Below are 24,064 nucleotides of genomic sequence, written 5' to 3' on the forward strand. Positions count from 1 at the left end.
ATCGGGGGATTGGATGCGGCTGCTGCTGGTGGAAGACGATACGATGATCGGCGAAGTAGTGCTCGACCTGCTGAGGGCCGAGCACTACGCCGTCGACTGGGTCAAGGATGGCGAGATGGCCGACACGGCCCTCATGCAGAACCAGAACTACGACCTCGTCGTGCTCGACCTGGGCCTGCCCCGCAAGGACGGGCTCGAGGTCTTGCGTGCGATGCGCGCCCGCAAGGACCGCACGCCGGTGCTGGTCGCCACGGCGCGCGACGCCGTCTCCCAGCGTATCGCCGGGCTCGATGCCGGCGCGGACGACTACGTCCTCAAACCCTACGATCTCGACGAACTGCTGGCGCGCATCCGCGCGCTGCTGCGGCGTGCCGCCGGGCGCGCCGAACCCATTTTCGAGTACAAGAACATCGCCGTGAATCCCGCCACGCGCGAAGTGCTGGTCGACGGCCAGCCGGTCGTGCTGTCGGCGCGCGAATGGGCCGTGCTGGAAGCGCTCGTCGCGCGTCCCGGCGCCGTGCTGTCGCGCGCCCAGCTCGAGGAAAAGCTGTACAGCTGGCGCGACGAAGTGTCCAGCAATGCGGTCGAGGTCTATATCCACGGCCTGCGCAAGAAGCTGGGCAGCGACTTGATCCAGAACGTGCGCGGCGTGGGCTACATGGTCCCGAAGGTGTGAAGGCATCCTTATGAAAGTCCGGGTCACGCATTCCCTGCGCGGGCGATTGCTGTGGTTCCTGCTGGCGGCGATCACCATCGCGGCCGTCGCGCAGGCGTCCATCGCGTATCGCACGGCCCTCAACGACGCCGACCAGATCTTCGACTACCACATGCAGCAGATGGCGCTGTCGCTGCGTTCGCGCGTGCCGCTGACGAGCACCGAGACCGCCGACGCCGACACCCCGATCAGCGGCAACGACGACCTCGTCGTGCAGGTGTGGTCGCCGGACGGCGTGCGCGTGTTCCGCAGCGCGTCGCACGCGCACCTGCCGCAGCGCGCCGTGCTGGGCTTTTCCAACGTGCGCGCGAACGGCACCACGTACCGCATCTTCTCGATCCAGACCGATAACCAGACCGTGCAGGTCGCGCAGGATCTCGCCGTGCGGCGCAGCATGGCCAGTAATCTCGCGCTGCGCACGCTGGGGCCGATCGCCGTCATGATGCCGATCCTGATGCTGGTCGTGTGGTGGGTCGTCAGCGGCTCGCTGGAACCCGTCGCGCGCGTGCGCAAGCAGGTGGCGTCGCGCCAGGCGGACGATCTGTCGCCCGTGTCCGAGGCGGGCCTGCCGGACGAGGTGCGCCCGCTCGTGCAGGAATTGAATTTGCTGTTCGGCCGCGTGCGCACGGCGTTCGACGCCCAGCAGCATTTCGTCGCCGACGCCGCGCACGAGCTGCGCACGCCGCTCGCCGCCCTGAAGCTGCAGGTGCAGAGCCTGGAGCGGTCGGACAGCCCGGACGCGAAACGCGTCGCCGTCTCCCGCCTGACGGCCGGCATCGAACGCGCGACGCGACTGGTCGAGCAGCTGCTCGTGCTGGCGCGCCAGGAAGCGAGCGTCGCGGGCGGCGCGCCGCGCCAGCCGGTCGACATCGCCGGCGCGGCCAGGCGGGCCGTCGCGGAACTGGCCAGCGTCGCGGCCGCGAAGCAGATCGACCTCGGCCTGCCGCGCGCGGACAGCGCCGCAGTGGAAGGGCAGCCGGACGCGTTGATGATCCTGCTGCGCAACCTCATCGACAATGCGATCAAGTACACGCCGGAGGGCGGCACGGTCGATGTGTCGGTGGTGGCGGAACACCGCGGCGTGACCGTGACCGTGGAAGACAGCGGCCCGGGCATCCCGCCGGCGGAACGCGAGCGCGTGTTCGACCGCTTTTATCGCGTGCCGGGCAGCGACGCGAAGGGCAGCGGGCTCGGTCTCGCCATCATCAAGTCGATCGCGGAGCGGCATGGGGCGACGCTGGCGCTGGGCGAATCGAAGCGCCTGGGCGGACTCGAAGCGACCGTTACCTTCCCGGCCTAAGTGTTCCGTCAGCGGCTTCGTACAGCCGGATGTTCGCCCCGTTGCCTTCGATGGTCTGCACCAGCCGGTAGCGATTGGCGAGTTCCTTCATCACGATCCCGTCCGGATCGTACAGCTTCGCGAGCCGCTCGATCAGCCACACGCGCGGATGCCCGGCCGTCAGCGCCCGGATCCGTGCGACGTCCTCGGGCGCGATGTTCGGCGCGCCGGAGTTGCCCGTGTACGTGCGCGGCAGGTGCAGCGCGGGGAAGGGGCCCGGCAGATAGGCGACGGCCGGTCCCGACTTCATGTAATAGGTGACGGGCATCTGCACTTCGTTCGGGAACGCGAGCACGACGTCGCCCGGCCGGCTGTCGCGCGCCACCTGCGCCAGCATCCCGCGCCAGTCTTCCGTGCGCGAGCGATAAAAGCCAAGCACCGCATGGGCCGACAGCGCCAGCACGACGGCGACGGCGGGCAGCCGCCAGCGCGACGGCAGCCGGGCGACGCCCAGCGCCGTCAACGCCATCCCCAACGGCCCGAGCCACAGGAACAATCGCGACAGGAACACCGGCTTCACAACATAGCTGTAGCCGGCGAGCGCGAGGATCGGCAGCACGAGCACGCACGCGAGCAGCCAGAAATGGGCGCGCGCCCGCTGCCACAACCACACAAAGCCCAGCAGCACGAGCAGCGCGACGGGGTAGTGCAGCACCTGTCCGCCGCTGATGACGGTCCACGCCGCGGTGACGTTACGCGGCGTAAAACGGATCCAGTACGCCAGGTGCGCCATCGCCGCGTTCTGCTTGATCAGCATCGGCACGAACGGCGACCACACGAGCAGTGCGCCGATGCCGGCCGCAGCCACGGCCAGGATCTGCGGGCGGCGCGGGCCGGGCGTGCCTGCCAGCAGCGCGATCGTCATCCCCGTCCACATCCCCAGCGCGGCAAACACGCCCGTGTTGTGCAGCCACATCGTCAGGCCGGTGCTGACGGCAAGGCCGGTCATCCAGTACCACCGGCGGGGATCTGGTCGCACGAAGGACAGTACCAGCATGCCGGCAAAGAACACGGCCAGCGACCCGGCCAGCGCCTGGATTGCGTACGGCCTGGCCTGTTGCGCATACTGGATGCTGGCCGCGTTCACGGCAAGGAACAGGGCGGCGAGCAGCGCGACGCGTTCCGCCTTCGCGCCGAGCCGCGCCCAGCGCGCGCCGGCGGGGAGCGCGAACACGGTCAGCACGCTGGCGAGGACGGACAGGCTGCGCAGCGCAGCCTCGTGCGTGCCGAACAGCGCGGTCCAGCCCTTGAGCAGGGTGTAGTAGAACGGGGGATGCGTCTCGTACAGCGGCACGCTCGTCCACAGTTCGCGCAGCGGGACGGCGGCGAACCACGCGCTGTACGTCTCGTCCAGCCATAGCGAGCGGCCGGCCAGGGTCGGCAGGCGCAGCAGCAGGGCGAGGCCTGTCGCGAGCAGGGCCAATGTCCAGAAGCGGGCCTGCGGTACGTCGCGCCCCCGTGGTGCGGCGGTCGGCAGGGGCGTCAGCGGGCTTTGCTGGCTTGAAATGTCCATAGCGAGTTCACGACATAGGTGACGCACAGCAGCGTGCCCGTCACGAGGACCTGGGCCAGGCGATAGTCGAGGCGCGCGCCGTTCACGAGCACGGCCATCGCGGCGCCGTTGAGGACGGCGGCGACGCCGGCCGTCGCGAAGAAGCGCGCGGCCGTGCGCCAGGCCAGGTGCGAGTGTGCGTGTCCGCGGAAGGTAACGACCGCATTCAGCACGAAATTGATGACGGCCCCGACCAGGGCGCCGATGACGGACGCCGGCACGGGCGCCAGCACGCCCAGCGAGACGGCCGTGACCAGGAAGGCATAATGTCCGGCTGTCCCGGCGGCGCCCACTGCGGCGTACATCAGGAAGCGGGCCACGCCGCCGCGTTCAGGCATGGGCCATCGCCTTTTCGTAGCGCTTGCGCACGAGGTACACGGGCCGTCCTTTCGACTCCAGGTAGATGCGGCCCACGTATTCGCCGAGCACGCCGATGCCGATCAGCTGGATGCCGCCGAGCAGCAGGATCGCGGTCGCCAGTGACGCATAGCCGGGCACGTCGACGCCGTACAGCATCGTGCGGATGACGAGCCAGAACGCGCGCGTCAGCGCGAAGATTGCCACGGAGACGCCCAGGTAAGTCCAGATGCGCAGCGGCAAGGTCGAAAAGCTGGTGATGCCTTCCAGCGCAAAATTCCACAGCTTCCAGCCGGAAAACTTGGTCTTCCCCGCCGCGCGCGGCGCACGCTTGTATTCGACGATGGCCGTCTTGAAGCCGACCCATGCGAACAGGCCCTTCATGAAGCGGCACGATTCCGGCAGCATCTTCAAGGCGTTGGCCACGTTACGGGTGAACAGGCGGAAGTCGCCGACGTTTTCCGGGATCGGCAGGTCGGCCATGTCGTTGTGGATGCGGTAGAAAAATTGCGCGGTCCATTTCTTCAGCGGCGAATCGGACTCGCGGTCGGCCCGCTTGGCCAGAACGACGTCATAGCCTTCACGCCATTTCTCGACCAGCTTGCCGATGACCTCGGGCGGGTCTTGCAAATCAGCATCGAACGGGACGATGAGGTCGCCGCGTGCTTCGAAGATGGCAGCCGTCAGCGCCGCCTCCTTGCCGAAATTGCGCGTGAGGTCGACGACGCGCACGCGCGCATCCGCGTGGGCGTAGGCGATGAGGGAGTCGAGCGTGCGGTCGCGGCTGCCGTCGTTCACGCACAGGATCTCGAAGCGGATGTTCGGAATGCGTTCGAGTTCCGGGATCACGCCGCTGAAGAAATGCGGGATCATCTCCTGCTCGTTGTAGAACGGCACGACGAGCGACAGCAGGGGCGGGCCTGGCGGGCCGACAGTCACCTTGTCGGGAACTATGGTTTCGTTGGGGAAGCTCATATCGATCCGTCGACAATCTGGTTATGCATCAGCGATGAAACATAACACAGGTTGGACGGACTCGATTTTTCGTTTCGTGTGTGTTACGCGACGATGCTTGGGAGATGCGTTCAGTTCGCTGTGGAATCGTCGTTGTAAACGTCGTCCCCGCGAAGACGGGGACGACGGTATTTCAGGTGCGCGTAAGTTTTAGAACTTGTGCGACAGACGCGCGAAGTATGCCGCGCCGTTCAGGCCGAACTGCACACTCTCATACTTGAAGCCATTATCCGTCTCATCCGGATTCTGCTGGGTCGGATGCACGTTGAAGATATTGGTGCCGCCAACGGTCAGCTTGGTCTTCTCGGTGAACGACCAGGTGAACGCGAGGTCGGCCGACGTCTTGGCCTTGTAATACTGGTTCGGCACCGGCGGACCGGAGAACGTGCCCAGCGTCTGCGGACCGTAGTGGATGATGCGGAAGTCCGATTCCAGCTGGCCCAGCGTGTAGTCGAAGTCCAGCGTGGCCTTGCGGCGCGGGCCGCCCTGTTCGATGAACAGGCGCTCGCGTTCGGACAGCAGCACGTCCTCGTAGCCGGCCAGCGCGGCCGGGGCGTGCACGCCCGTCACTTCGGTCTTGCTGAAGTTCATGGCGAGATACGTGGCCAGCTTGCCGGCGCCCAGGTTCGTGCGGTGCGACGCGGTCAGGTCCAGGCCGCGCGTGCGCGTGTCGACGGAATTCACGAAGAACTGCGCCTGGCCCACGCCCAGGTTCTGCAGGATGGCGCCCAGGGCCGGGTAGTTGTCGGCGTCGAAGCGGCCCGACAGCACGATGCGGTTGTCGATCTGGATGTGGTACAGGTCGGCCGTGACGGAGATGGCTTTCGTCGGCGTCCACGTCGCGCCCAGCGTGTAGCTCTTCGATTTTTCTTCATGCAGCTTCGGGATGCCGGCCGCGTTGGCGACCTTGCCGCCGTTCGGCGCGAGCACGACGTCCATCGGCACGCCGGCGACGAAGTCGGTGAAGGTCGACGAGAAGTACACCTGCTGCAGCGACGGAGCGCGGAAGCCCGTGCTGGCCGAGGCGCGCAGTAGCAGGTCGTCCGTGGCCTTGAAGGCGCCGGCCACCTTGCCGGTCGTCGTCGAACCGAAGTCGGAGTAGCGCTCGTGGCGCACGGCGGCCTGCAGCTTGGTGCGCGGGGCGATGTCGGCCTCGAAGTCGAGGTAGGCGGCGCTGCTGTGACGATCGCGGTTGGCGGCGTCGCCCGGCTGGAAGCCCGGGAAGCCCTGGCTGCCGGCATTGCCGCCGAAGCCCAGGCCGTCGACATCGTTGTACGAGCCCGGCTCGCCCGCGAAGATCTGGTAATTCTCCTTGCGGTACTCAAAGCCGAACGCGGCGTTCAGGCCGCCGAGGATGTCGTCGTAGAAGCGGCTGAAGTCGGCGTTGGTCGTCAGCTGGCGGAACGAGAAGCCGCCGGCGTCGAACTGCGACGGGCTGATGCCCTTGCCGCCGTTGATCAGGTCCAGGTTCGCGATCGACGCGTTGAGCGTGTGCGCGATGTCGTAGCGCATGCGGTTGTAGCCATAGGTCTGCGAGAAATCGCTGGCCCAGTCGCCGATGCGGGTGCGGTAGCCGATGATGCCGTAGCGGTCGTCGATGTCGCCATTGATGAACGGAACGAAGCCGCCGGGGTACATGGCGGCCGAGTTGCGCGACGGGATGTCGTCGGAACCGATGCCGCCGCGTGCCCATGCCGCCGACGACGCGTCGCGCGTCTGCGCGCCGGCCGTCACGTACAGTTTGCCCGGGCCGACCGGGAATTCGCCGTTCAGGTAGACGGTCTCGTTCTTCGACTTGGTGTCGCCGATGATGCGCAGGCTGCCCGGGTCGGAGCGGTTGGAGCGGCCGCGGTCGTAGTATTCGCCGGTGATGCCCAGCACGCCGTCCGCCACGGCCACGCCGCAGTAGGCCGACGCGAGCCAGTTCTTGCCGTCGTGCTTCGAATATTCGCCGAAACCGGCAACCGCTTCGCAGCCCAGGTCCTTGCGCAGTTCCACGTTGATGACGCCGGCGATGGCGTCCGAGCCGTATTGGGCGGCGGCGCCGTCGCGCAGCACCTGCACGCTCTTGATGGCGAGGACGGGGATCGCGTTCATGTCCGTGCCCGTGTTGCCGCGGTTGCGCGCGCCGAACAGGTTCACGAGGGCCGTCGTGTGGCGGCGCTTGCCGTTCACGAGCACGAGGGTCTGGTCGGAGCCGAGGCCGCGCAGCGCGGCGGAGTCGACCAGGTCGGCGCCGTCGGCACCGGTCTGGCGCGTCGAGTTGAACGACGGCGAGATGTTGGCCAGGGTCTGGGCCAGGTCGAACTGACCGCTCTGCTCGGCGGCCTTCGTCAGCGGGATGTAGTCGACGGGCACCGGGGTATCGGTGGACGACGTGTTGCCGACGCGGCGCGAGCCGACGATGTTGACGCTCTGGATATTGGCGTCGGAAGCGGCAGGCGCGGTGGCATTTTGTGCCAAGGCGGCCGGCGCGAAAGCCAGTGCCGCGCTGCCGTACAGGCCCAGCAGGACGGACTGGCGGATCGTTGTAAGTTTCAAGGGGTGGGCTCCAGGGAAAAATTGCATATTAATGAATTTCCATGAAGGCAACCATTGAACGTCTCATAAGTACAACAAGGAAGGATTAGAATGCTGCCACCCATCGACCAACCCAAAAGGAAAACTGGATGAGCACACCTTCGCTCCCTACCTACGATGACGTCGTCCAGGCGGCCTCCCGCATCGCCGGCGCCGCCAACCGTACCCCGGTGCTGACGTCGCGTACCGTCGACGAGGCCTTCGGCGCCCAGGTCTTTTTCAAGTGCGAGAACATGCAGCGCATGGGCGCCTTCAAGTTCCGCGGCGCCTACAACGCGCTGATGAAGTTCTCGCCGGAGCAGCGCCGCGCCGGCGTCGTCGCGTTCTCGTCGGGGAACCATGCGCAGGCCATCGCGCTGTCCGCGAAGCTGCTCGGCATCCCCGCCACGATCGTGATGCCGCAGGACGCCCCCGCCGCCAAGGTCGCCGCCACGCGCGGCTACGGCGGCAACGTCGTCATGTACGACCGCTACACGGAAGACCGCGAACAGATCGGCCGCGACCTCGCGCAGAAGCACGGCCTCACCTTGATCCCGCCGTACGACCATCCGGACGTCATCGCGGGGCAGGGTACGGCCGCGAAGGAGTTGTTCGAGGAAGTCGGGCCGCTGGACGCGTTCTTCGTGTGCCTGGGCGGCGGCGGGCTGCTGTCCGGCTCCGCGCTGGCCGCGCGCGCCTTGTCGCCGTCATGCCGCCTGTACGGCGTGGAGCCCGAAGCGGGCAACGACGGCCAGCAATCGTTCCGCAGCGGCGCGATCGTGCACATCGACACCCCGCAGACCATCGCCGACGGCGCCCAGACCCAGCACCTGGGCAATATCACGTTCCCGATCATCCGGCGCGATGTCGACGACATCCTGACGGCCACCGACGATGAACTGGTGCAATGCATGCGCTTCTTCGCCGAGCGCATGAAGATCGTCGTGGAGCCGACCGGCTGCCTCGGGTTCGCGGCGGCGCGGCGCATGCGGGATGAACTGCGCGGCAAGAAGGTCGGGATTCTCGTCAGCGGCGGCAATATCGACCTGGCGAAGCTGAGCAGCTTCCTGGCGAAATAAATCAGGCAACCTAAAAACACCGTCATCCCCGCGCAGGCGGGGATCCAAGTTCTGCCTGCGTCGCGGCAGCTCATGCAAATTGGGTTCCCGCCTTCGCAGATACTGTGCTCCTCAAGCCTTGGCAAGCGCCAAATTCACATCGAAGGACTTGCCAGATTTGAGTACACCAATCATCCAGTGCACCAGCTTGCGCATGACGGCAATGATGGCCACTTTCTTGTTCTTGCCAGCCGCAACCATGCGTGCCGATAGCGCTGCAGCAGCAGCGTTGTAGCGGATCGCTGCCATGGCAGGCCAGTACAGGATCTTGCGTAGCCTGCCGTGCCCAAGTTTGCTAAGGCGACTTTTGGCTTGTACGGAGTCGCCAGATTCGTGATGCCGCGGCGATAGCCCGACAAACGCGACAGCTTGGCGTACATCGTCAAAACGCTCGCCACGAAGCCACGCGATTGCGTAGCTGCTTACACCGCTGCCGATACCGGGAATGCTCTGCAGCAGCTCGTCCTGCTCGCGTAAGCCAGGATGGTGGTCGATATGGTCACGGATCTTCTTTTGCAAACGCTTGATTTCATCGTTGAGCGTCGCAATCACACGTTCGATGGATTCCAAAGCAATACCTTGCGCTTCGTAACTCCGATTCTGCTCTTGCACATGCATCGACTGCACGGCTTCCAATCGCGCCAGCAAACGCTGTAGTTCCCGGATTTCCCGGGGTGGCGCTTGCCAGGCCAGTGGCTTCATCGTCTGGCAAAAGCGTGCGATCAACGTCGCGTCGGCGCGATCGGTCTTCTGCCGATTCATCATCGCCTGTCCAAACGCCTTGATTTGTGATGGGTTGACGACACTCACGGTATAACCCGCGTCGAACAACGCCAGCGCTACTGGCTCGTAGTATTGGCTTGTTGCTTCCATCGCCAAATGGCAGTTCTCGACAGTTAAGCCCTGTTTCTTCAGCCAGCCGAGCAGGTCGGCATGTCCCGCCTCCGTGTTCTCGAGCGCCTTGGTCTTGACCTTCCCGTCCTCTGACAACCAAGCTACGTCGAATTTGCGCTTTGCAATATCAATACCTACAAAGTTCATCGCTTCCCTCTGATGTTAGATTTCGCATGGCTTTATCTCGTGCATCCTTACAAACACAGGCTCAAGGCCTCAGATACTGTTCGCACTCTTCAGATAAAGGGGAGTACATGCGGCTTATCTGCGTAACAGGCTCGAAGCCTCGGGAACGACACAGCCTGCATGTACTCCGTTTTCCAAGCGTCCTCGGAAATCATAACGTCTTACATGACGTATAGGGAACGACGGCAATTCTTTTTTTGATGACGTTGTCGATTTCGTGATGCCCCGTTCGTCGTAGGCATGTGGCATCCATTTCACCCAACACTAGGAGGCATCATGAACAAGCAGATCTTCGTCAACCTGGCCGTCAAGGACCTGGACAAATCCAAGGCGTTCTTCGAGGCGCTGGGCTATACGTTCAATCCCCAGTTCACCAACGAGAGCGGCGCCTGCATGGTGATCGCGGACGGCAGCATCTACGCGATGCTGCTCACGGAACCGTTCTTCAAGACGTTCGTCGACAAGCCCCTCGTGCAGGCGAAGGAAGCGACGGAAGTCCTCGTCTGCCTGAGCTGCGAGAGCCGCGAGGAAGTGGATGCGCTGGTGGCGAAAGCCGTTGCTGCCGGCGGACGCGCGCCGCGCCCGCCGCAGGATCACGGCTTCATGTATGGCCACGGGTTCGAAGACCTCGATGGCCATATCTGGGAACTGGCCTGGATGGCGCCCCAGGCTTGAATTAATTTATTGACTTCAATTCATCGAGTGTAATCCGATGATGTTGCCCTCGGTATCTTCGACGAGGGCGATGTGGCCGTACTGCCCGATCGAGAACTTGTCCTTGAAGATGCGCCCGCCGTTCGCGGCGGCGCGCGCCGCTTCGACGGCGCAATCGGCGCAGCTGAAATAGACGATCGTGCTGTTGCCGCCGGCCTTGCAGCCTTCCATCTTGACGATCGATCCGGCCGCGCCGCCGGCGTTCGGGTCGCCCGTGAACGCCCACATCTCCAGGCCGGAGGCGTCGCCTTCCGGCGCGAGGTTATCCAGTTTTGCTTCGAACACGGCTTCATAGAAAGCGCGGGCGCGCTTCATGTCGTCCACATAGATTTCGAACCAGCCTACGACATTCCTATCCATTTCGGTCTCCTTGATGAGTGGGTTGGGGGGTACAACGCCTGCGAATCAAATGGTTTCGACCGCGCCGCCGACGAGGATGGCGGCACCTTCCTTGCGCGTGCGGATCAGGCAATCGCCGCCCGTCGCGCGGCCCTGGCGCAGCCGGATGCCGAGGCCGAGCAACGCCGTCAGCGCACCGGCCGCGACGCCCGTCGCGCTGTCTTCCAGCCGCGGGTCGAGGTGGTTGAAGTTGCGGCCCTCGAACGTGCCGTCGTCCCGGCGGCACCACGCGTAGATGCCGTTCACGCCCGCTTCCTTGCCCCACGCGGCGATGCGTGCGAGGTCGGGCGCGAGGCCATATAAAGCGTCCGTATCCGCCACCTTCACGAGCAGCTTGGGACTGCCGACCGACGCCACGCGCGGCGGCGTGGCCAGCGATGCCGCCGGTACGCCCAGCAGTTCGGCCGCCACGTCAGCGCCGACGTCCCGCGCCGCCACCGGCTGCGCGGACAATCGCACGAAATATTCCTCGCTGCCCCGCACCAGTTCCAGATGTTGTCCTTCGACCGCCGTGCGTACGGCGATGGCGCCCGCGTGCGGATCGCGCGCGAACAGCACGGCCGCCACAGCCAGCGTCGCGTGGAGACACAGCGGGCTGCGCTTGTGCGGATAGTAGTAATCGACGGACAGCGCACCGTCGCTCCCCACGTCGATGAAGACGCAGGTCGTGTCGCGCGCGCGGGCGAGGGCCTGGCGTGCATCCGGGTCTTGTTCTTTGTCCTCGATGACGAGGGCCGGGTTCCCGGTACCTGGACGGGAACTGAAGCAGCGCAAAGAATGGATGTGCATATTTGGCAAGGTCGGGTTCGTCGGATATACTGGGTTTATATACAGTATTTCATAATACACCATTTTGCCTGAAATGCCATGCCAAATCTTCCGCCGACCCGCCTGAGTCCACCCACGCACGATCCCCACCTCGGCGCGGCGGCAGGGCTACCGGCGTATGCGGAACTGTTTTGCCTGTCGAACTTTTCATTCCTGCAGGGCGCATCGCATGCGGAAGAACTGGTCGACCGCGCCGTGCAGCTGGGCTACACGGCGCTGGCGCTGGCGGACGAGTGCTCGCTGGCCGGCGTCGTGCGCGCGCATGCGGAAGCGAAGCGGGCGAAGCTGCCGTTCATCGTCGGCGCGCATTTTCATCTGCAGCATCCGGAAGACGGTAGCCGCGCGCTCTCCCTCCTGCTGCTGGCGCAGAACCGCAACGGCTACGGCAACCTGTCGGAGATGATCACGCTGGGCCGCACGCGCAGCGAGAAGGGCACGTACCGGCTGCATCCGTCCGATTTCGACGCGCCGCCCGAAGGCCTCGAGCACCTGCGCGGCATGCCGGATTGCCTGGCGATCCTGCTGCCCGCCTACCCCGGCCATATGCCCGAAGACGTCGACCGCCTGCACCATCAGGCCGCGTGGCTGGCGCAGACGTTCCCCGGCCGCGCGTGGCTCGGCCTCACGCTGCTGCACCGCGCGTTCGACGACGCGCACCGCGCCACCATCGAGGAAGTGGCGTGGCAGCACGGCATGCGCATCGTCGCGTGCGGTCACGTGACGATGCACGTCCGTTCGAGGAAGCCCCTGCAGGACACGATGACGGCCATCCGCGCCGGCAAGCCGGTGGCGCAGTGCGGCTACCAGCTGGCGCCGAACGCGGAGCAGCACCTGCGCTCGCGCGTGCGCCTCGCGAACATCTATCCGCGCGCGGCGCTGGACGAGACGGTCCGCATCGCGCGCCTGTGCACGTTCTCGCTGGAAGAGCTGCGCTACGAATACCCGGACGAAGTGGTCCCGGCCGGCCACACGGCCGCGAGCTATTTGCGCGAGCAGACGTGGATCGGCGCGCACCGGCGCTTCACCGAGGGCATCCCCGCGAAGGTCCAGGCGCAGATCGAATACGAGCTCGCGCTGATCGCCGAGATGCGCTACGAGCACTACTTCCTGACCGTGTACGACATCGTGCGCTATGCGCGCTCGCAACAGATCCTGTGCCAGGGCCGCGGCTCGGCCGCCAATTCCGCCGTGTGCTACTGCCTGGGCATCACGGAAGTCGATCCGGCGCGCGGCAACCTGCTGTTCGAGCGCTTCATCTCCAAGGAGCGGAACGAGCCGCCCGACATCGACGTCGACTTCGAGCACCAGCGCCGCGAGGAAGTCATCCAGTACATCTACCGGAAGTACGGACGCACGCGCGCGGCGCTGGCGGCCGTCGTCATCAGCTACCGCCCGAAAAGCGCGCTGCGCGACAGCGGCCGCGCGCTCGGCGTGGACCTCGCCATCGTCGACAAGGTCTGCAAGCAGCACCACTGGTTCGACAGCAAGGCCGACCTGCTCAATCGCCTGGCCGAGAGCGGGCTCGATCCGGACGCGCCGCTGTCGCAGCAATGGGCGTCGCTGGCGCAGCGCCTGCTCGGTTTTCCGCGGCACCTGTCGCAGCACCCGGGCGGGTTCGTGATGGCGCGCGGGCAGTTGTCGCGCCTGGTCCCCATCGAGAACGCGACGATGGAAGACCGCAGCGTGATCCAGTGGGACAAGGACGACCTCGAGGAACTGGGCCTCATGAAGGTCGACGTGCTGGCGCTCGGCATGCTGTCGATGCTGCGCCGCGGGTTCGAACTGGTCGGCCTGCGCCATGGCACGACGTTCGAGATGCAGGACATCCCGCACGACGATCCCGCCACCTACGCGATGATCCGCCGTGCGGATACGGTCGGCGTCTTCCAGATCGAATCGCGCGCGCAAATGAGCATGCTGCCGCGGATGAAGCCGAGGACGTTCTACGACCTCGTGATCCAGGTCGCGATCGTGCGCCCCGGCCCGATCCAGGGCGGCATGGTGCATCCGTACCTGCAGCGGCGCGAGCAGAAGGAACCGGTCAAGTATCCGAGCCCGGACATGAAGGTCGCGCTGGAGCGCACGCTGGGCGTGCCGATCTTCCAGGAGCAGGTAATGCAGGTGGCGATCCTCGCGGCCGGTTTTACCCCGGGCGAAGCGGACCAGCTGCGCCGCGCGATGGCCGCGTGGAAGAGAAAGGGCGGGCTCGAAAAATACTACCGGCGCATCGTCGGCGGCATGCTCGCGAAAGGCTACGACCAGTCGTTCGCGGAGCAGATCTTCAGCCAGATCCAGGGCTTCGGCGAATACGGCTTTCCCGAATCGCACGCGGCCAGCTTCGCGCTGCTCGCGTATGCCAGTTCCTGGCTCAAGTGCCACGAGCCCGCCGCGTTCCTGTGCGCGCTGCTGAACAGCCAACCGATGGGCTTCTACAGCCCGTCGCAGCTCGTGCAGGACGCGCGCCGGCACGGCATCGAGGTGCGTCCCGTCGACATCACGATCAGCGCCTGGGAATCCACGCTGGAAGACCTCGACGATCATGCACGCGGCCAGCCCGCCGTGCGCCTCGGCCTGCACATGCTGCGGGGGATGGCACAGGAAGCGGCGGAGCGCATCGAGCTCGCGCGCGCGCTCCGACCGTTCGCGAACGTCGCCGACCTCGCGCGCCGCGCGGGACTCGATCGCGGCGATTTGCAGGTGCTCGCGGCCGGCAATGCGCTCGGACCGCTCGCGGGCCACCGCCGCCAGGCCTTGTGGGAGGCGGCCGGCGCCGTGCCGGACAAGGATTTATTAAAACCCACGGCGCCCGTCGAGGACGTGCCCGCGCTGCCGGCGCCGCAGGAGGGCGAGGAGATCGTCGGCGACTACCGCGCGCAGGGCCTCACGCTGGGCCGCCATCCGCTGGCGCTGCTGCGCGACCGGCTGCTGGCGCAGCGCTTCCTGCCGGCCGACGTGCTGCACGATTTCCAGAACGGCCAGTTGGCGCGCGCGTGCGGCATCGTCACCGTGCGCCAGCGCCCCGGCACGGCGAAGGGCGTGCTGTTCCTGACCATCGAGGACGAGACGGGCAACATCAACGTGATCGTCTGGCCGCAGCTCGTCGAACAGCAGCGGCGCGAAGTGCTGAACGCGTCGCTGCTGGGCGTGTACGGCGTGTGGCAGCGCGAAGGCGAAGTGCGTCACCTCGTCGCCAGGCGCCTCGTCGACATGTCGCACCTGCTCGGCAAGCTCGATGCGCGCAGTCGTGACTTTTGCTAGGTTTTGCTTGACACAATCGGCATAAACTTTTTATATTAAAAGAATGCTCACCGCGAACCTCACCTTTCTGACTTCCCTAGCGCTACCGCTAGTGCTACCGCACCTGGCCTGAATCGCCATTCCCGCAGATCGTCCTCAGTTCGTCTGCCGTGCCGTACCGCCGAAGTTTCAGAATAAGGTTCGCTGTTCCATGTTCACTCCCGTGTTTCGACTAGTGTCCGGTTGCCTGGCCACGTGCCCCGTGGCAGCCGGGCAGCCTTTCCGCCACCTCTGATTTCGTTCGGGTTTTTCGCACCGCATGCGCGCCATGCGGCGGGACCCGTCACGCCCGCGTTTTCCCACAGCCCTGAAAAGGAGTCGTCCATGTTGTCGAACCCCGCAGCAAAGTACCGCCGTTTCCCGACCGTTTCCACCACGTCCCGCGCCTGGCCGGACCGCATCATCGAACGCCCGCCCATCTGGATGAGCACCGACCTGCGCGACGGGAACCAGGCCCTGATCGAGCCGATGAGCGTGGAGCGCAAGCTGCGCATGTTCGAGCAGCTCGTCAAGATCGGCTTCAAGGAAATCGAAGTCGCGTTCCCCTCCGCGTCGCAGACGGATTTCGATTTCGTGCGCAAGCTGATCGAGGAAGACCGCATTCCGGACGACGTGACGATCGAGGTCCTGACCCAGTCGCGCGAGGACCTGATCCGCCGTACCGTGGACTCGCTGCAGGGCGCGCGGCGCGCCATCGTCCACCTCTACAATCCGATCGCACCGGCCTTCCGCCGCATCGTGTTCGGCGCGACCCCGGACGACGTCAAGCAGATCGCGCTGAACGGCACCCGCCTGATCAAGGAACTGACCGACGCGCGGCCCGGCACGGAATGGGTGTTCGAGTACTCGCCGGAGACGTTCAGCATGACGGAACTGGATTTTGCGAAGGAGGTATGCGATGCCGTCTCCGCGATCTGGCAGCCGACGCCGGACCGCAGGATGATCGTCAACCTGCCGTCGACGGTCGAGTGCAGCACGCCGAACGTGTATGCCGACCAGATCGAATGGATGCACCGCCACCTGGAGCGCCGCGACGCCATCGTCCTCTCGGTGCATCCGCACAATGACCGCGGCACGGCCGTCGCGTCGGCGGAACTGGCGGTGATGGCGGGCGCGGACCGCGTCGAAGGCTGTCTGTTCGGGAACGGCGAACGTACCGGCAACGTGGACATCGTCACCCTGGCGCTGAACCTGTACACGCAGGGTATCCACCCGGGGCTCGATTTTTCCGACATCGATGCGGTGCGCCAGTGCGTCGAGGACTGCAACCAGCTGCCTGTCCACCCGCGCCATCCGTATGCGGGCGACCTCGTGTTCACCGCATTCTCCGGCTCGCACCAGGACGCCATCAGGAAGGGCTTCGCGCAGCAGCGGCCGGACGCGATCTGGGAAGTGCCTTACCTGCCCATCGATCCGGCGGACCTGGGGCGCAACTACGATGCCGTGATCCGCGTGAACAGCCAGTCGGGCAAGGGCGGCATCGCCTACCTGCTCGAACAGGAATACGGTTTCGTGCTGCCGCGCCGGCTGCAGATCGAATTCAGCCGCGCCGTGCAGCACGCGACCGACAGCAGCGGGCGTGAAGTGGCCGCCGCCGACATCCACGCGATCTTCCGCAGCCAGTACCTGGACCCGGGCCGCTACATCTATCGCGGTCACGCCATGTCGAATGAAGGAGAAAACGGCACGCGGCTCGAGGTGGACATCGAGACCGACGGCGTGCGCACGACCCGCCACGGCATCGGCAACGGCCCGATCGACGCGTTCGTGAATGCGCTGGACCTCGACGTCAAGGTGATGGATTACCACGAGCACGCACTGGGCCGCGGCGCCGATGCGCAGGCCGCGTGCTACGTCGAGCTGCGCGTCGGCAGCGGCGGCTCGCTGTTCGGCGTCGGTGTGGACGGCAGCATCATGACCGCGTCGTTCCGGGCGATCCTCAGTGGCGTGAACCGCCACTTCGCGGCCGCGGCGTAACGCGATGTGAAGGGGCCGCGCGGCGCGATCGTTTATCATCGCGGGTTTCGCGCCCGCGCGGCCCACCATTCTTCACGCCATGACACCTGAAAAAACTCCGCACTGGGGCCTGGCCATCGACACCGAGCGCTGCATCGGCTGCCATGCCTGCTCCGTCGCCTGCAAGGTCGAGAACTCGGTCTACCTCGGCATGTTCCGCACCAAGGTCTATTACCACGACTTCCACGGCAAGAACGCCGCCGGCAAGGTCACGCCGAAGCGCGCATTCCTGCCTGCCCTGTGCATGCAGTGCGAGGATGCGCCGTGCCTGAAGGCGTGTCCCACCGAATCGATCAGCCGCGGGGCGGACGGCATCGTGCGCATCGACGTGGACAGCTGCGACCGTTCGCGCGACTGCATCGCCGCGTGCCCGTACGGCGCCATCCACATCGATCCGGTCGCGCAGGTCGCGGACAAGTGCGACTTCTGCAGTCACCGGCTCGAAGCCGGCATGCAGCCGGCCTGCGTGGAAGCCTGTCCCGCCGACGTGTTCGCGTTCGGCGACCTGAACGATCCGGGCAGCGCCGTGAGCCGCTTCAACGCGCGGCACGGGAAGGACCTGGCCGTGCTCAAGCCGCAGGAAGGCACGCGGCCGGCCGTGCATTACCGCGGCATCGGGACCGTGGTGCCGCGCGCCGTCGAGAACAAGCTGCCGAAGGGCCGCAACCACGATCCGTTCACGTACGAGATCGACACGTGGGCGGAGCTGCGCGCCGATTACGGCACCGTCGTCGGCAACGCAACGGCCAAACCGAAGGGAGGCAAATGATGGAACGTCGCGGTTTTCTCAAGTCCGGCCTAGGCGCGCTGGCCACGCTGGCGGTCGGCGAAACGATCCTCCTCGCCCCGGGCGATGCCGCTGCCGGTGTCGCCGAGCCGCTGAACTACGCGACCGACGCGGACGGCAAGGCGCGCAAGCGGCACGTCGACTACCGCACGGCCACGGCGGTGAAAAGCGTGTGCCTGAACTGCTCCACCGTGTGCGGCATCGAAGGGTTCGTCGAGGACGGCAAGGTCGTCAAGATCCGCGGCAATCCGCTCGATCCGAACCTCGGCAGCTTCATGACGTGCGCGAAGGGGCAGAGCGGTCCCACGATCAACACGTATCCCGAGCGCCTGCTGTACCCGCTCAAGCGCGTGGGCAAGCGGGGCGAGGGCCTGTGGAAGCGCATCACGTGGGATGAGGCGTACGACGAGATTGCGGCGCGCATCCGCAAGAGCATCGCCGCCGGCCACCCCGAGCGCGTGGCGATCCACCAGGGCCGCTCGCGCTACGAGGCCGAGTTCGCGCGCTTCCTGAACGCGGTCGGCTCGCCCGTCCTGCTGAACCACCGCGCGCTGTGCTCGTCGAACAAGCGCGCCGCCAACTACGTGAGCCTGGGCGAGACCGATTGGGAATCGATCGACGCCGAGCGCTGCCGCTACTTCCTGAACTTCGGCGCCAATTTTTATGAGGCGCACCAGGGCGGCCTGCATCTGGTGAAACGAGTCGTCAAGGCGCGCTTCGACCACGGCGCCAAGCTCGTGACGTTCGACGTGCGCATGTCGAATACCGCGGGCCGCAGCGACGAATGGTTCCAGCCGCATCCCGGCACCGAAGGCGCGATCGCGCTCGCGATGGCGCACGTGATCCTGCGCGAGAACCTGCACGACCGCGCCTTCATCGAGGACTTCGTGCAGCCCGGCGAGGCGCAGCTGCGCACGTGGCTGAAGGATTGCACGCCGGCGTGGGCGCAGGCCCAGTCGGGGGTGCCGGCCGCCGACATCGAGCGGATCGCGATCGAGTTCGCACGCGCGCGTCCCGCCGTCGCCGCGTTCACCAATCGCGGCACGGGCGCGCACTACAACGGCTTCAACAACGAACGGGCCGTCGTGATGCTCAATGCGCTGGTCGGTTCCGTCGGGCGGCCAGGCGGCTATTGCTACGGGCTCGAGGAGAAGCTGGCGCCGGCGAAGTACCCGGCGCCGCAGCCCGAGCCGCCCAAAGCCAGGATCCGCACCGACCTGGAAGACCCGCCCGAATGGCCGCTGGCGAACCGGTGGCAGAAGATGAAGGTGGGCCAGGTCGTGTACGACTACCTGGAGCAGGGCCGCGCGCAGCTCGACGTCTACCTGAGCTACACGGTCGTGTCCCCGATGACGTGGCCGGAGGGCCGCACGACGGCCGCCCGTGTGCTGGCCGACGAAAAGCTGATCCCGTTCCACGCCTGCTCGGACATCGTGTATTCCGAGATGGCGCACTGGGCCGACCTGATCCTGCCCGATGCGACCTATCTCGAACGGTGGGGCATGGACATCCGCAACAACCTCGAGCTGCAGCACTACGTGATGCTGCGCCAGCCGATGACGGCGCCGCCGGGCGAGGCACGGTCCTTCCCCGAGGTGCTGTTCGACGTGGGCCGGCGCCTGGCGCCGGAGCAGGCGAAATATTTCGCGTTCGGTAAGCACGAGGACTTCGTGCGCGCGCAGTGTTCGAAGCTGCCGACGCAAGGTCCGGACGGCCGCACGTTCGCGTCGGGTTTCGACTACATGAAACACTACGGCGTGCACGTGGACACGAGCCAGCCCAAGACTTACGAGGTGTACCGCCGCAGGCTGGGCGCGGAGCAGCTCGCCGGCACGCGCGTCGACGACGCGGGCCGCATCCTGAAAGCCGACAAGGCCGGCAAGGAACGCGCCATCGGGATGATGGTGAAGGGCGAGCCGCTGCGCGGGTTCGCCACGCCGTCGCGCCGCTTCGAGATCCTCGCGCCGGAAGTGGCGGAGGTCGCGGCGAAGGCGGGCATGGCGGACGACGGCATGCCGGCATTCCATCCCGTGCCCGGCCTGGACCGGCTTGCCGACGATCGCTTCGTCCTGACGACGTTCAAGTGGAACGTGCACACGCAGGGCCGCACGGCGTCGCAGAAGTACCTGTCCGAGATCGTGCACGACAACCCGATGTGGATGCATCCGAAGGTGGCGCGGCGCATCGGGGTGAAGTCCGGCGACATGGTCGAACTGACGACCTACCGCCCCCGCTCGGGCGCCCGGGGCGACGTCGCCTTCAAGGCCGCGCCCGCGGGACGCGAGGAGGTCGTGGGCCGCGCGCGCATCCGCGTGTTCGTCACCGACGCCATCCATCCGAAGGTGCTGGCCGTGTCGAACTCGCTGGGCTGGCAGGTGGGCGGGCGCGCCGCGCAGGGCCGCGCGGGCGCGCGCGACGCCGTGCTGGATGCCACCGGCCAGGCGGCGATGCGCAAGAGCCTGGCGCCGGCGCCGCGCGTCGACGACCTCACGAACGGCGTGTGGTGGGACGCACACCGCGGCGGGCGCGGCAACGGCGTGAACATCAACGCCATCCTGCCCGTCAATCCGGCGCCGCTGGTGGGCATGCAGTCGTGGTTCGACACGGTCTGCAGCGTGCGCAAGGTGTAAGGATCAGAACCTCGCCGGCAGGGCGGGGCGTGCGACGGGCCTTGCCGCCGCCGGTGCAGCCAGGCTGAACCCGCGCTCGACCTTGAACACGCCGACCACCTCGGCCAGCGTCGCCGCCTGCTCCTGCATCGACGCCGCCGCTGCCGCCGCTTCCTCGACGAGCGCCGCGTTCTGCTGGGTCACCTGGTCCATCTGGCCGATGGCCTGGTTGACCTGCTCGATGCCGCCCGTCTGCTCCTGCGTGGCGCTCGTGATCTCGGCCATGATGTCGGTCACGCGGCGGATGCTGCCGACCACCTGTTCCATCGTCGCACCGGCCTGGTCGACGAGCTTCGTGCCCGCGTCCACGTTGGCCGTCGACGTGGCGATCAGGTCCTTGATCTCCTTCGCCGCGGCGGCCGAGCGCTGCGCGAGGTTGCGCACTTCCGACGCCACGACCGCGAAGCCGCGTCCCTGTTCGCCGGCGCGCGCCGCTTCCACGGCCGCGTTCAATGCGAGGATGTTGGTCTGGAAGGCGATACCGTCGATGACGCCGATGATGTCGGCGATGCGGCTGGCCGACGCGTTGATGGCGCCCATCGTCGTGACGACTTCGCTCACCACGGCGCCGCCCTGCGTGGCGATGCTTGATGCCGCGATGGCGAGCTGGTTGGCCTGGCGCGCATTGTCCGCGTTCTGGCGCACGGTCGTCGTCAGTTCTTCCATCGACGCTGCCGTCTCTTCCAGCGCGCCGGCCTGCTGCTCGGTGCGGGCCGACAGGTCGAGGTTGCCGGCGCTGATTTCGCGCGAGGCCGTCGCGATGGTATCGGTGCCGCCGCGCACCCGGCTGACGATGCCCACCAGGCTGTCGTTCATATGGCGCAGGGCGCGCAGCAGGGCGCCCGTCTCGTCCTGCGTATGCGCTTCGATCGCGTGCGTCAGGTCGCCGGCGGCCACCGTCTCGGCCACGGCCACGGCGGCGCGGATCGGCAGCACGATGCCGCGCGTGAGCAGCCACGACACGAGGGCGCCCAGCGCCAGCGCGCAGCTGCTGAAGATGACGATCAGGCGGGTGCTGAGCGTCGCGTCGGCATCGATCGCGGCGGCGGTGGCATCCATGCTGGTGCGCTGCATGGCGACGAGGTCTTGCAGCAGCCCCTGGTATTTCTGGGCGGCCGGCGTGAACGCCTGGTCGAGGATGCGCGCGGCTTCGTCCGCGTTGCCGTCGGCCTTGGCCTTGACGGCGCCGTCGCGCGACGCGCTGTACGTCTTGCGCTGTTCGAGGATCTGCGCGAACAGGTCATGTTCCCGACCGCTGGCCGCGATCAGCGGTTCGATCTGCTTGAGCAGTTCGGCGGCGCGCTTCACCGAGGCGGCCGCGTCGTCCTTGAAGTACGGGCCCAGCGACGGGTCGGTGCTCTTGACGATGGCGGCGGTGCGGCGGATCGAGGCGTAGTTCAGGCTGTACCAGTCCGTGATCAGGCGTTCCTTCGTGAGCGGCACGGCCATCATAGCCTTGGTCGCATTGGCGACTTCGGTGAGGCGCCACGCGCCGACCGCGGCGATCGCCACCGTCATCGCGAGAATGAGGGCGAAGCCCAGGCCGAGCCGTCGGCCGATCTTCATGTTTGCAATGAGTCCCATCGTGATTCCTTGTGAAACGAAGGGACGTATTGTACGCATCATACTTTCCACTTGGAATAAATAAATACTGTAAAGAAACTTTTACGCAACACTCCACTACGTAGTTTCCACAAGCCTCCTCTGGGAATTGTTAAACGATCCATTGTCGCATTTGGACGCATCTGTTAGCGTAAAAAAGGGTGGCGGCATCGTCCACCCGTTTTTTTGTTCACGGATACCCATGAAATCTTCCCGCATTCTCCGCACCACCCTGTTCCTGGCGGGCGTCATCGGCACCCAGGTCGCCGGCGCCGCCGCGCTGCCCGCGCCGTTCGCCGAACAGCTGAACGCCAGCTACCCGGCCATCGAGACGCTGTACCAGGACCTGCACCGCAACCCCGAGCTTGGGTTCAACGAACACCAGACCGCGGCCAAGCTGGCCGAGCGCGCCAAGGCGCTGGGCTTCGACGTCACGACCGGCGTCGGCGGCACCGGCGTCGTCGCCATCCTGCGCAACGGCCCCGGCCCGACCGTGATGCTGCGCACCGAACTGGACGCACTGCCGGTCCAGGAAAAAACGAGCCTGCCGTTCGCCAGCAAGGTCACGACCAAGAACGCCGCCGGCGACACCGTCTCCGTGATGCACGCCTGCGGCCACGACCTGCACATGTCGGCGTGGTACGGCACCGCGAAGCTGATGGCCGGGAACCGCAAGGCCTGGAGCGGCACGCTGATGCTGGTCGGCCAGCCGTCCGAGGAGCCGGTGAACGGCGCGAGCGCGATGCTGAAGGATGGCCTGTTCACGCGCTTCCCGAAGCCGGATTACGCGCTGTCGTTCCATGACGACGCGTCCATGCCGTCCGGGACGATCATGTACCACGCGGGTCCGTTCCGCGCGTCGTCCGACGTCGTCAGCATCACCGTGTTCGGCCAGGGCGGCCACGGCGCCGTGCCGCACGAGGCGCGCGACCCGATCGTGATGGCGTCGCGCATCGTGCTGGCGCTGCAGACGCTCGTCTCGCGCGAGAACAATCCGATCGACCCGGTCGTCATCACCGTGGGCAGCATCCACGGCGGTACGCAGGCGAACATCATTCCCGACCAGGTGACCATGCAGCTGTCGGTGCGCACCTTCAAGCCGGAAGTGCGCAAGCGCGTGCTGGCCAGCATTGCGCGCGAAGCGAAGGGCGAAGCGATGGCCGCCGGCGCGCCGAAGGAGCCGCTGGTGGAAGTGAAGCCGGGTACGGATTCGGTCTACAACGATCCGGAGACGCTGGCCCGCATGGTGAAGGCCGTGCAGGGCGCGGTGGGCCCCGAGTTCGTGAAGGAGATGCCGCCGAAGATGACGTCGGAAGACTTTTCGCAGTACGGCCAGCAGCCGGGCGTGAAGGCGATCCTGCTGCACGTGGGCGCCGTCGACGCCGCCCGCCTGGACGCCGCGAAGAAGGCCGGCCAGCCGCTGCCGGGTACGCACTCGCCGCAGTGGGCGCCGGACTTCAAGCCGACCGTCGTCAACACCATCAAGGCCGAGACGGCGATCCTGCTCGACCTGATGCCGAAGAAGTAATCAGGCCGGCGAGGTGCCGAAGTACGCGTGCACCTCGCCCATCCAGCGAATATCGGCCATGTCCGGCCAGTGGTCGGTATCGAAGCCGGGCGCGCTGGCGATGCGCTCCTTGGGGATGTCCATCGTGAAGCGCTTGTGCCGCGGGTCCAGGGTCAGCGCCTGCCAGGGCACGGCGAAGAGTCTTTCGCCCAGCCCGAGGAAGCGGCTGGACGACATCACGGCGTAGGCGATGGCACCCGTGCGCATGTCCACCATGAATTCCTTGATGACGCCCAGGTGCTCGTTCTGCAGGTTGTGGACGTGGTCGCCGATCAGGGTGTTCGCGCCCATCAGCTCCGGGCCCGGGCCCTTGCCGTGCTTGTTCTTGTACATGCCGTAGTCGTCGCGTTCCTCGTAGGACATATCCCTTCTCCTCGCCTCGTTCTTGTCCGGAAGCAGAAGCATAACCCGAGTCCGGCGCGCCGGTTCGGGCGGGAGCGCACGGACGGCT

18 protein-coding genes are annotated in these 24,064 nt (G+C 66.3%); 9 read left to right on the forward strand and 9 right to left on the reverse strand.

The window, feature by feature from the left end; all coding sequences use genetic code 11:
• Positions 1–13 precede the first annotated feature (13 nt).
• Positions 14–676 carry a response regulator gene (locus tag ACEN9H_RS05315; protein WP_056136559.1) on the forward strand — a complete coding sequence of 221 codons (663 nt, stop codon included), beginning with the start codon at positions 14–16 and terminating at the stop codon, positions 674–676.
• A 10-nt stretch (positions 677–686) separates the two neighbouring features.
• Entirely contained in the window at positions 687–2,015 is a 1,329-nt protein-coding gene (locus tag ACEN9H_RS05320; RefSeq protein ID WP_413674011.1) for an ATP-binding protein, read from the forward strand.
• Here the strand turns inward: ACEN9H_RS05320 and ACEN9H_RS05325 are convergent.
• The 4 genes from ACEN9H_RS05325 to ACEN9H_RS05340 form a co-directional block, all read right to left on the reverse strand.
• Positions 1,999–3,567 (reverse strand): hypothetical protein, encoded by a 1,569-nt coding sequence (locus ACEN9H_RS05325; protein WP_413674012.1) that lies wholly within the window; start codon positions 3,565–3,567, stop codon positions 1,999–2,001. The two genes, ACEN9H_RS05320 and ACEN9H_RS05325, sit on opposite strands and share 17 nt — an antisense overlap.
• A complete protein-coding gene (locus ACEN9H_RS05330; RefSeq protein ID WP_413674013.1) occupies positions 3,537–3,944 on the reverse strand; it encodes a GtrA family protein in 408 nt (135 codons plus the stop codon). Before ACEN9H_RS05330 ends, ACEN9H_RS05325 begins: the two co-directional genes overlap by 31 nt.
• The gene (locus ACEN9H_RS05335) at positions 3,937–4,938 is read right to left on the reverse strand and encodes a glycosyltransferase family 2 protein (protein WP_413674014.1); all 1,002 of its coding nucleotides are present in this window, start codon (positions 4,936–4,938) and stop codon (positions 3,937–3,939) included. The genes ACEN9H_RS05330 and ACEN9H_RS05335 overlap by 8 nt, the downstream gene beginning before the upstream one ends.
• 189 nt (positions 4,939–5,127) lie before the next feature.
• A complete protein-coding gene (locus tag ACEN9H_RS05340) occupies positions 5,128–7,518 on the reverse strand; it encodes a TonB-dependent receptor plug domain-containing protein (RefSeq protein ID WP_413674015.1) in 2,391 nt (796 codons plus the stop codon).
• Between the two features lie 128 nt (positions 7,519–7,646).
• Between ACEN9H_RS05340 and ACEN9H_RS05345 the strand changes: the two genes are divergently transcribed.
• Positions 7,647–8,615, forward strand: coding sequence for a threo-3-hydroxy-L-aspartate ammonia-lyase (locus ACEN9H_RS05345; protein WP_413674016.1), 969 nt, complete (start codon positions 7,647–7,649; stop codon positions 8,613–8,615).
• Between the two features lie 111 nt (positions 8,616–8,726).
• Here ACEN9H_RS05345 and ACEN9H_RS05350 read toward each other — a convergent pair whose 3' ends face one another.
• A complete protein-coding gene (locus tag ACEN9H_RS05350) occupies positions 8,727–9,695 on the reverse strand; it encodes an IS110 family transposase (protein WP_413673197.1) in 969 nt (322 codons plus the stop codon).
• Positions 9,696–10,010: 315 nt separating this feature from the next.
• Between ACEN9H_RS05350 and ACEN9H_RS05355 the strand changes: the two genes are divergently transcribed.
• The gene (locus ACEN9H_RS05355) at positions 10,011–10,409 is read left to right on the forward strand and encodes a VOC family protein (RefSeq protein ID WP_176936259.1); all 399 of its coding nucleotides are present in this window, start codon (positions 10,011–10,013) and stop codon (positions 10,407–10,409) included.
• A gap of 15 nt (positions 10,410–10,424) precedes the next feature.
• Here the strand turns inward: ACEN9H_RS05355 and ACEN9H_RS05360 are convergent, their stop codons facing one another.
• Together ACEN9H_RS05360 and ACEN9H_RS05365 are read right to left on the reverse strand one after the other, a co-directional pair.
• On the reverse strand, positions 10,425–10,808 hold the full coding sequence (locus tag ACEN9H_RS05360; protein ID WP_413674017.1) for a VOC family protein: 384 nt from the start codon (positions 10,806–10,808) through the stop codon (positions 10,425–10,427).
• A 45-nt stretch (positions 10,809–10,853) separates the two neighbouring features.
• Positions 10,854–11,636 carry a PhzF family phenazine biosynthesis protein gene (locus tag ACEN9H_RS05365; RefSeq protein ID WP_413674018.1) on the reverse strand — a complete coding sequence of 261 codons (783 nt, stop codon included), beginning with the start codon at positions 11,634–11,636 and terminating at the stop codon, positions 10,854–10,856.
• 78 nt (positions 11,637–11,714) lie between these two features.
• Here ACEN9H_RS05365 and ACEN9H_RS05370 point away from each other — a divergent pair, with 78 nt between their 5' ends.
• From ACEN9H_RS05370 to ACEN9H_RS05385, 4 genes are all read left to right on the forward strand, one after another.
• Positions 11,715–14,933 (forward strand): error-prone DNA polymerase, encoded by a 3,219-nt coding sequence (locus ACEN9H_RS05370; protein WP_413674019.1) that lies wholly within the window; start codon positions 11,715–11,717, stop codon positions 14,931–14,933.
• Between the two features lie 363 nt (positions 14,934–15,296).
• Entirely contained in the window at positions 15,297–16,949 is a 1,653-nt protein-coding gene (leuA, locus tag ACEN9H_RS05375) for a 2-isopropylmalate synthase (protein WP_413674020.1), read from the forward strand.
• 79 nt (positions 16,950–17,028) lie between these two features.
• A complete protein-coding gene (locus ACEN9H_RS05380; RefSeq protein ID WP_413674021.1) occupies positions 17,029–17,757 on the forward strand; it encodes a 4Fe-4S dicluster domain-containing protein in 729 nt (242 codons plus the stop codon).
• Positions 17,754–20,405 (forward strand): molybdopterin-dependent oxidoreductase, encoded by a 2,652-nt coding sequence (locus tag ACEN9H_RS05385; RefSeq protein ID WP_413674022.1) that lies wholly within the window; start codon positions 17,754–17,756, stop codon positions 20,403–20,405. The genes ACEN9H_RS05380 and ACEN9H_RS05385 overlap by 4 nt, the downstream gene beginning before the upstream one ends.
• Before the next feature lie 3 nt (positions 20,406–20,408).
• Here ACEN9H_RS05385 and ACEN9H_RS05390 read toward each other — a convergent pair whose 3' ends face one another.
• Positions 20,409–22,028, reverse strand: coding sequence for a methyl-accepting chemotaxis protein (locus ACEN9H_RS05390; RefSeq protein WP_413674023.1), 1,620 nt, complete (start codon positions 22,026–22,028; stop codon positions 20,409–20,411).
• 220 nt (positions 22,029–22,248) lie between these two features.
• Here ACEN9H_RS05390 and ACEN9H_RS05395 point away from each other — a divergent pair, with 220 nt between their 5' ends.
• Positions 22,249–23,574: an amidohydrolase gene (locus ACEN9H_RS05395; protein WP_371767642.1), complete on the forward strand. Its 1,326-nt coding sequence runs from the start codon at positions 22,249–22,251 to the stop codon at positions 23,572–23,574.
• Here the strand turns inward: ACEN9H_RS05395 and ACEN9H_RS05400 are convergent, their stop codons facing one another.
• On the reverse strand, positions 23,575–23,976 hold the full coding sequence (locus ACEN9H_RS05400) for a PRC-barrel domain-containing protein (RefSeq protein ID WP_413674024.1): 402 nt from the start codon (positions 23,974–23,976) through the stop codon (positions 23,575–23,577).
• Between the last annotated feature and the right edge of the window lie 88 nt (positions 23,977–24,064).

The sequence above is a fragment of the Massilia cellulosiltytica genome (genome assembly GCF_047325105.1).
GTDB classification, from domain to species: domain Bacteria; phylum Pseudomonadota; class Gammaproteobacteria; order Burkholderiales; family Burkholderiaceae_D; genus Telluria; species Telluria orientalis.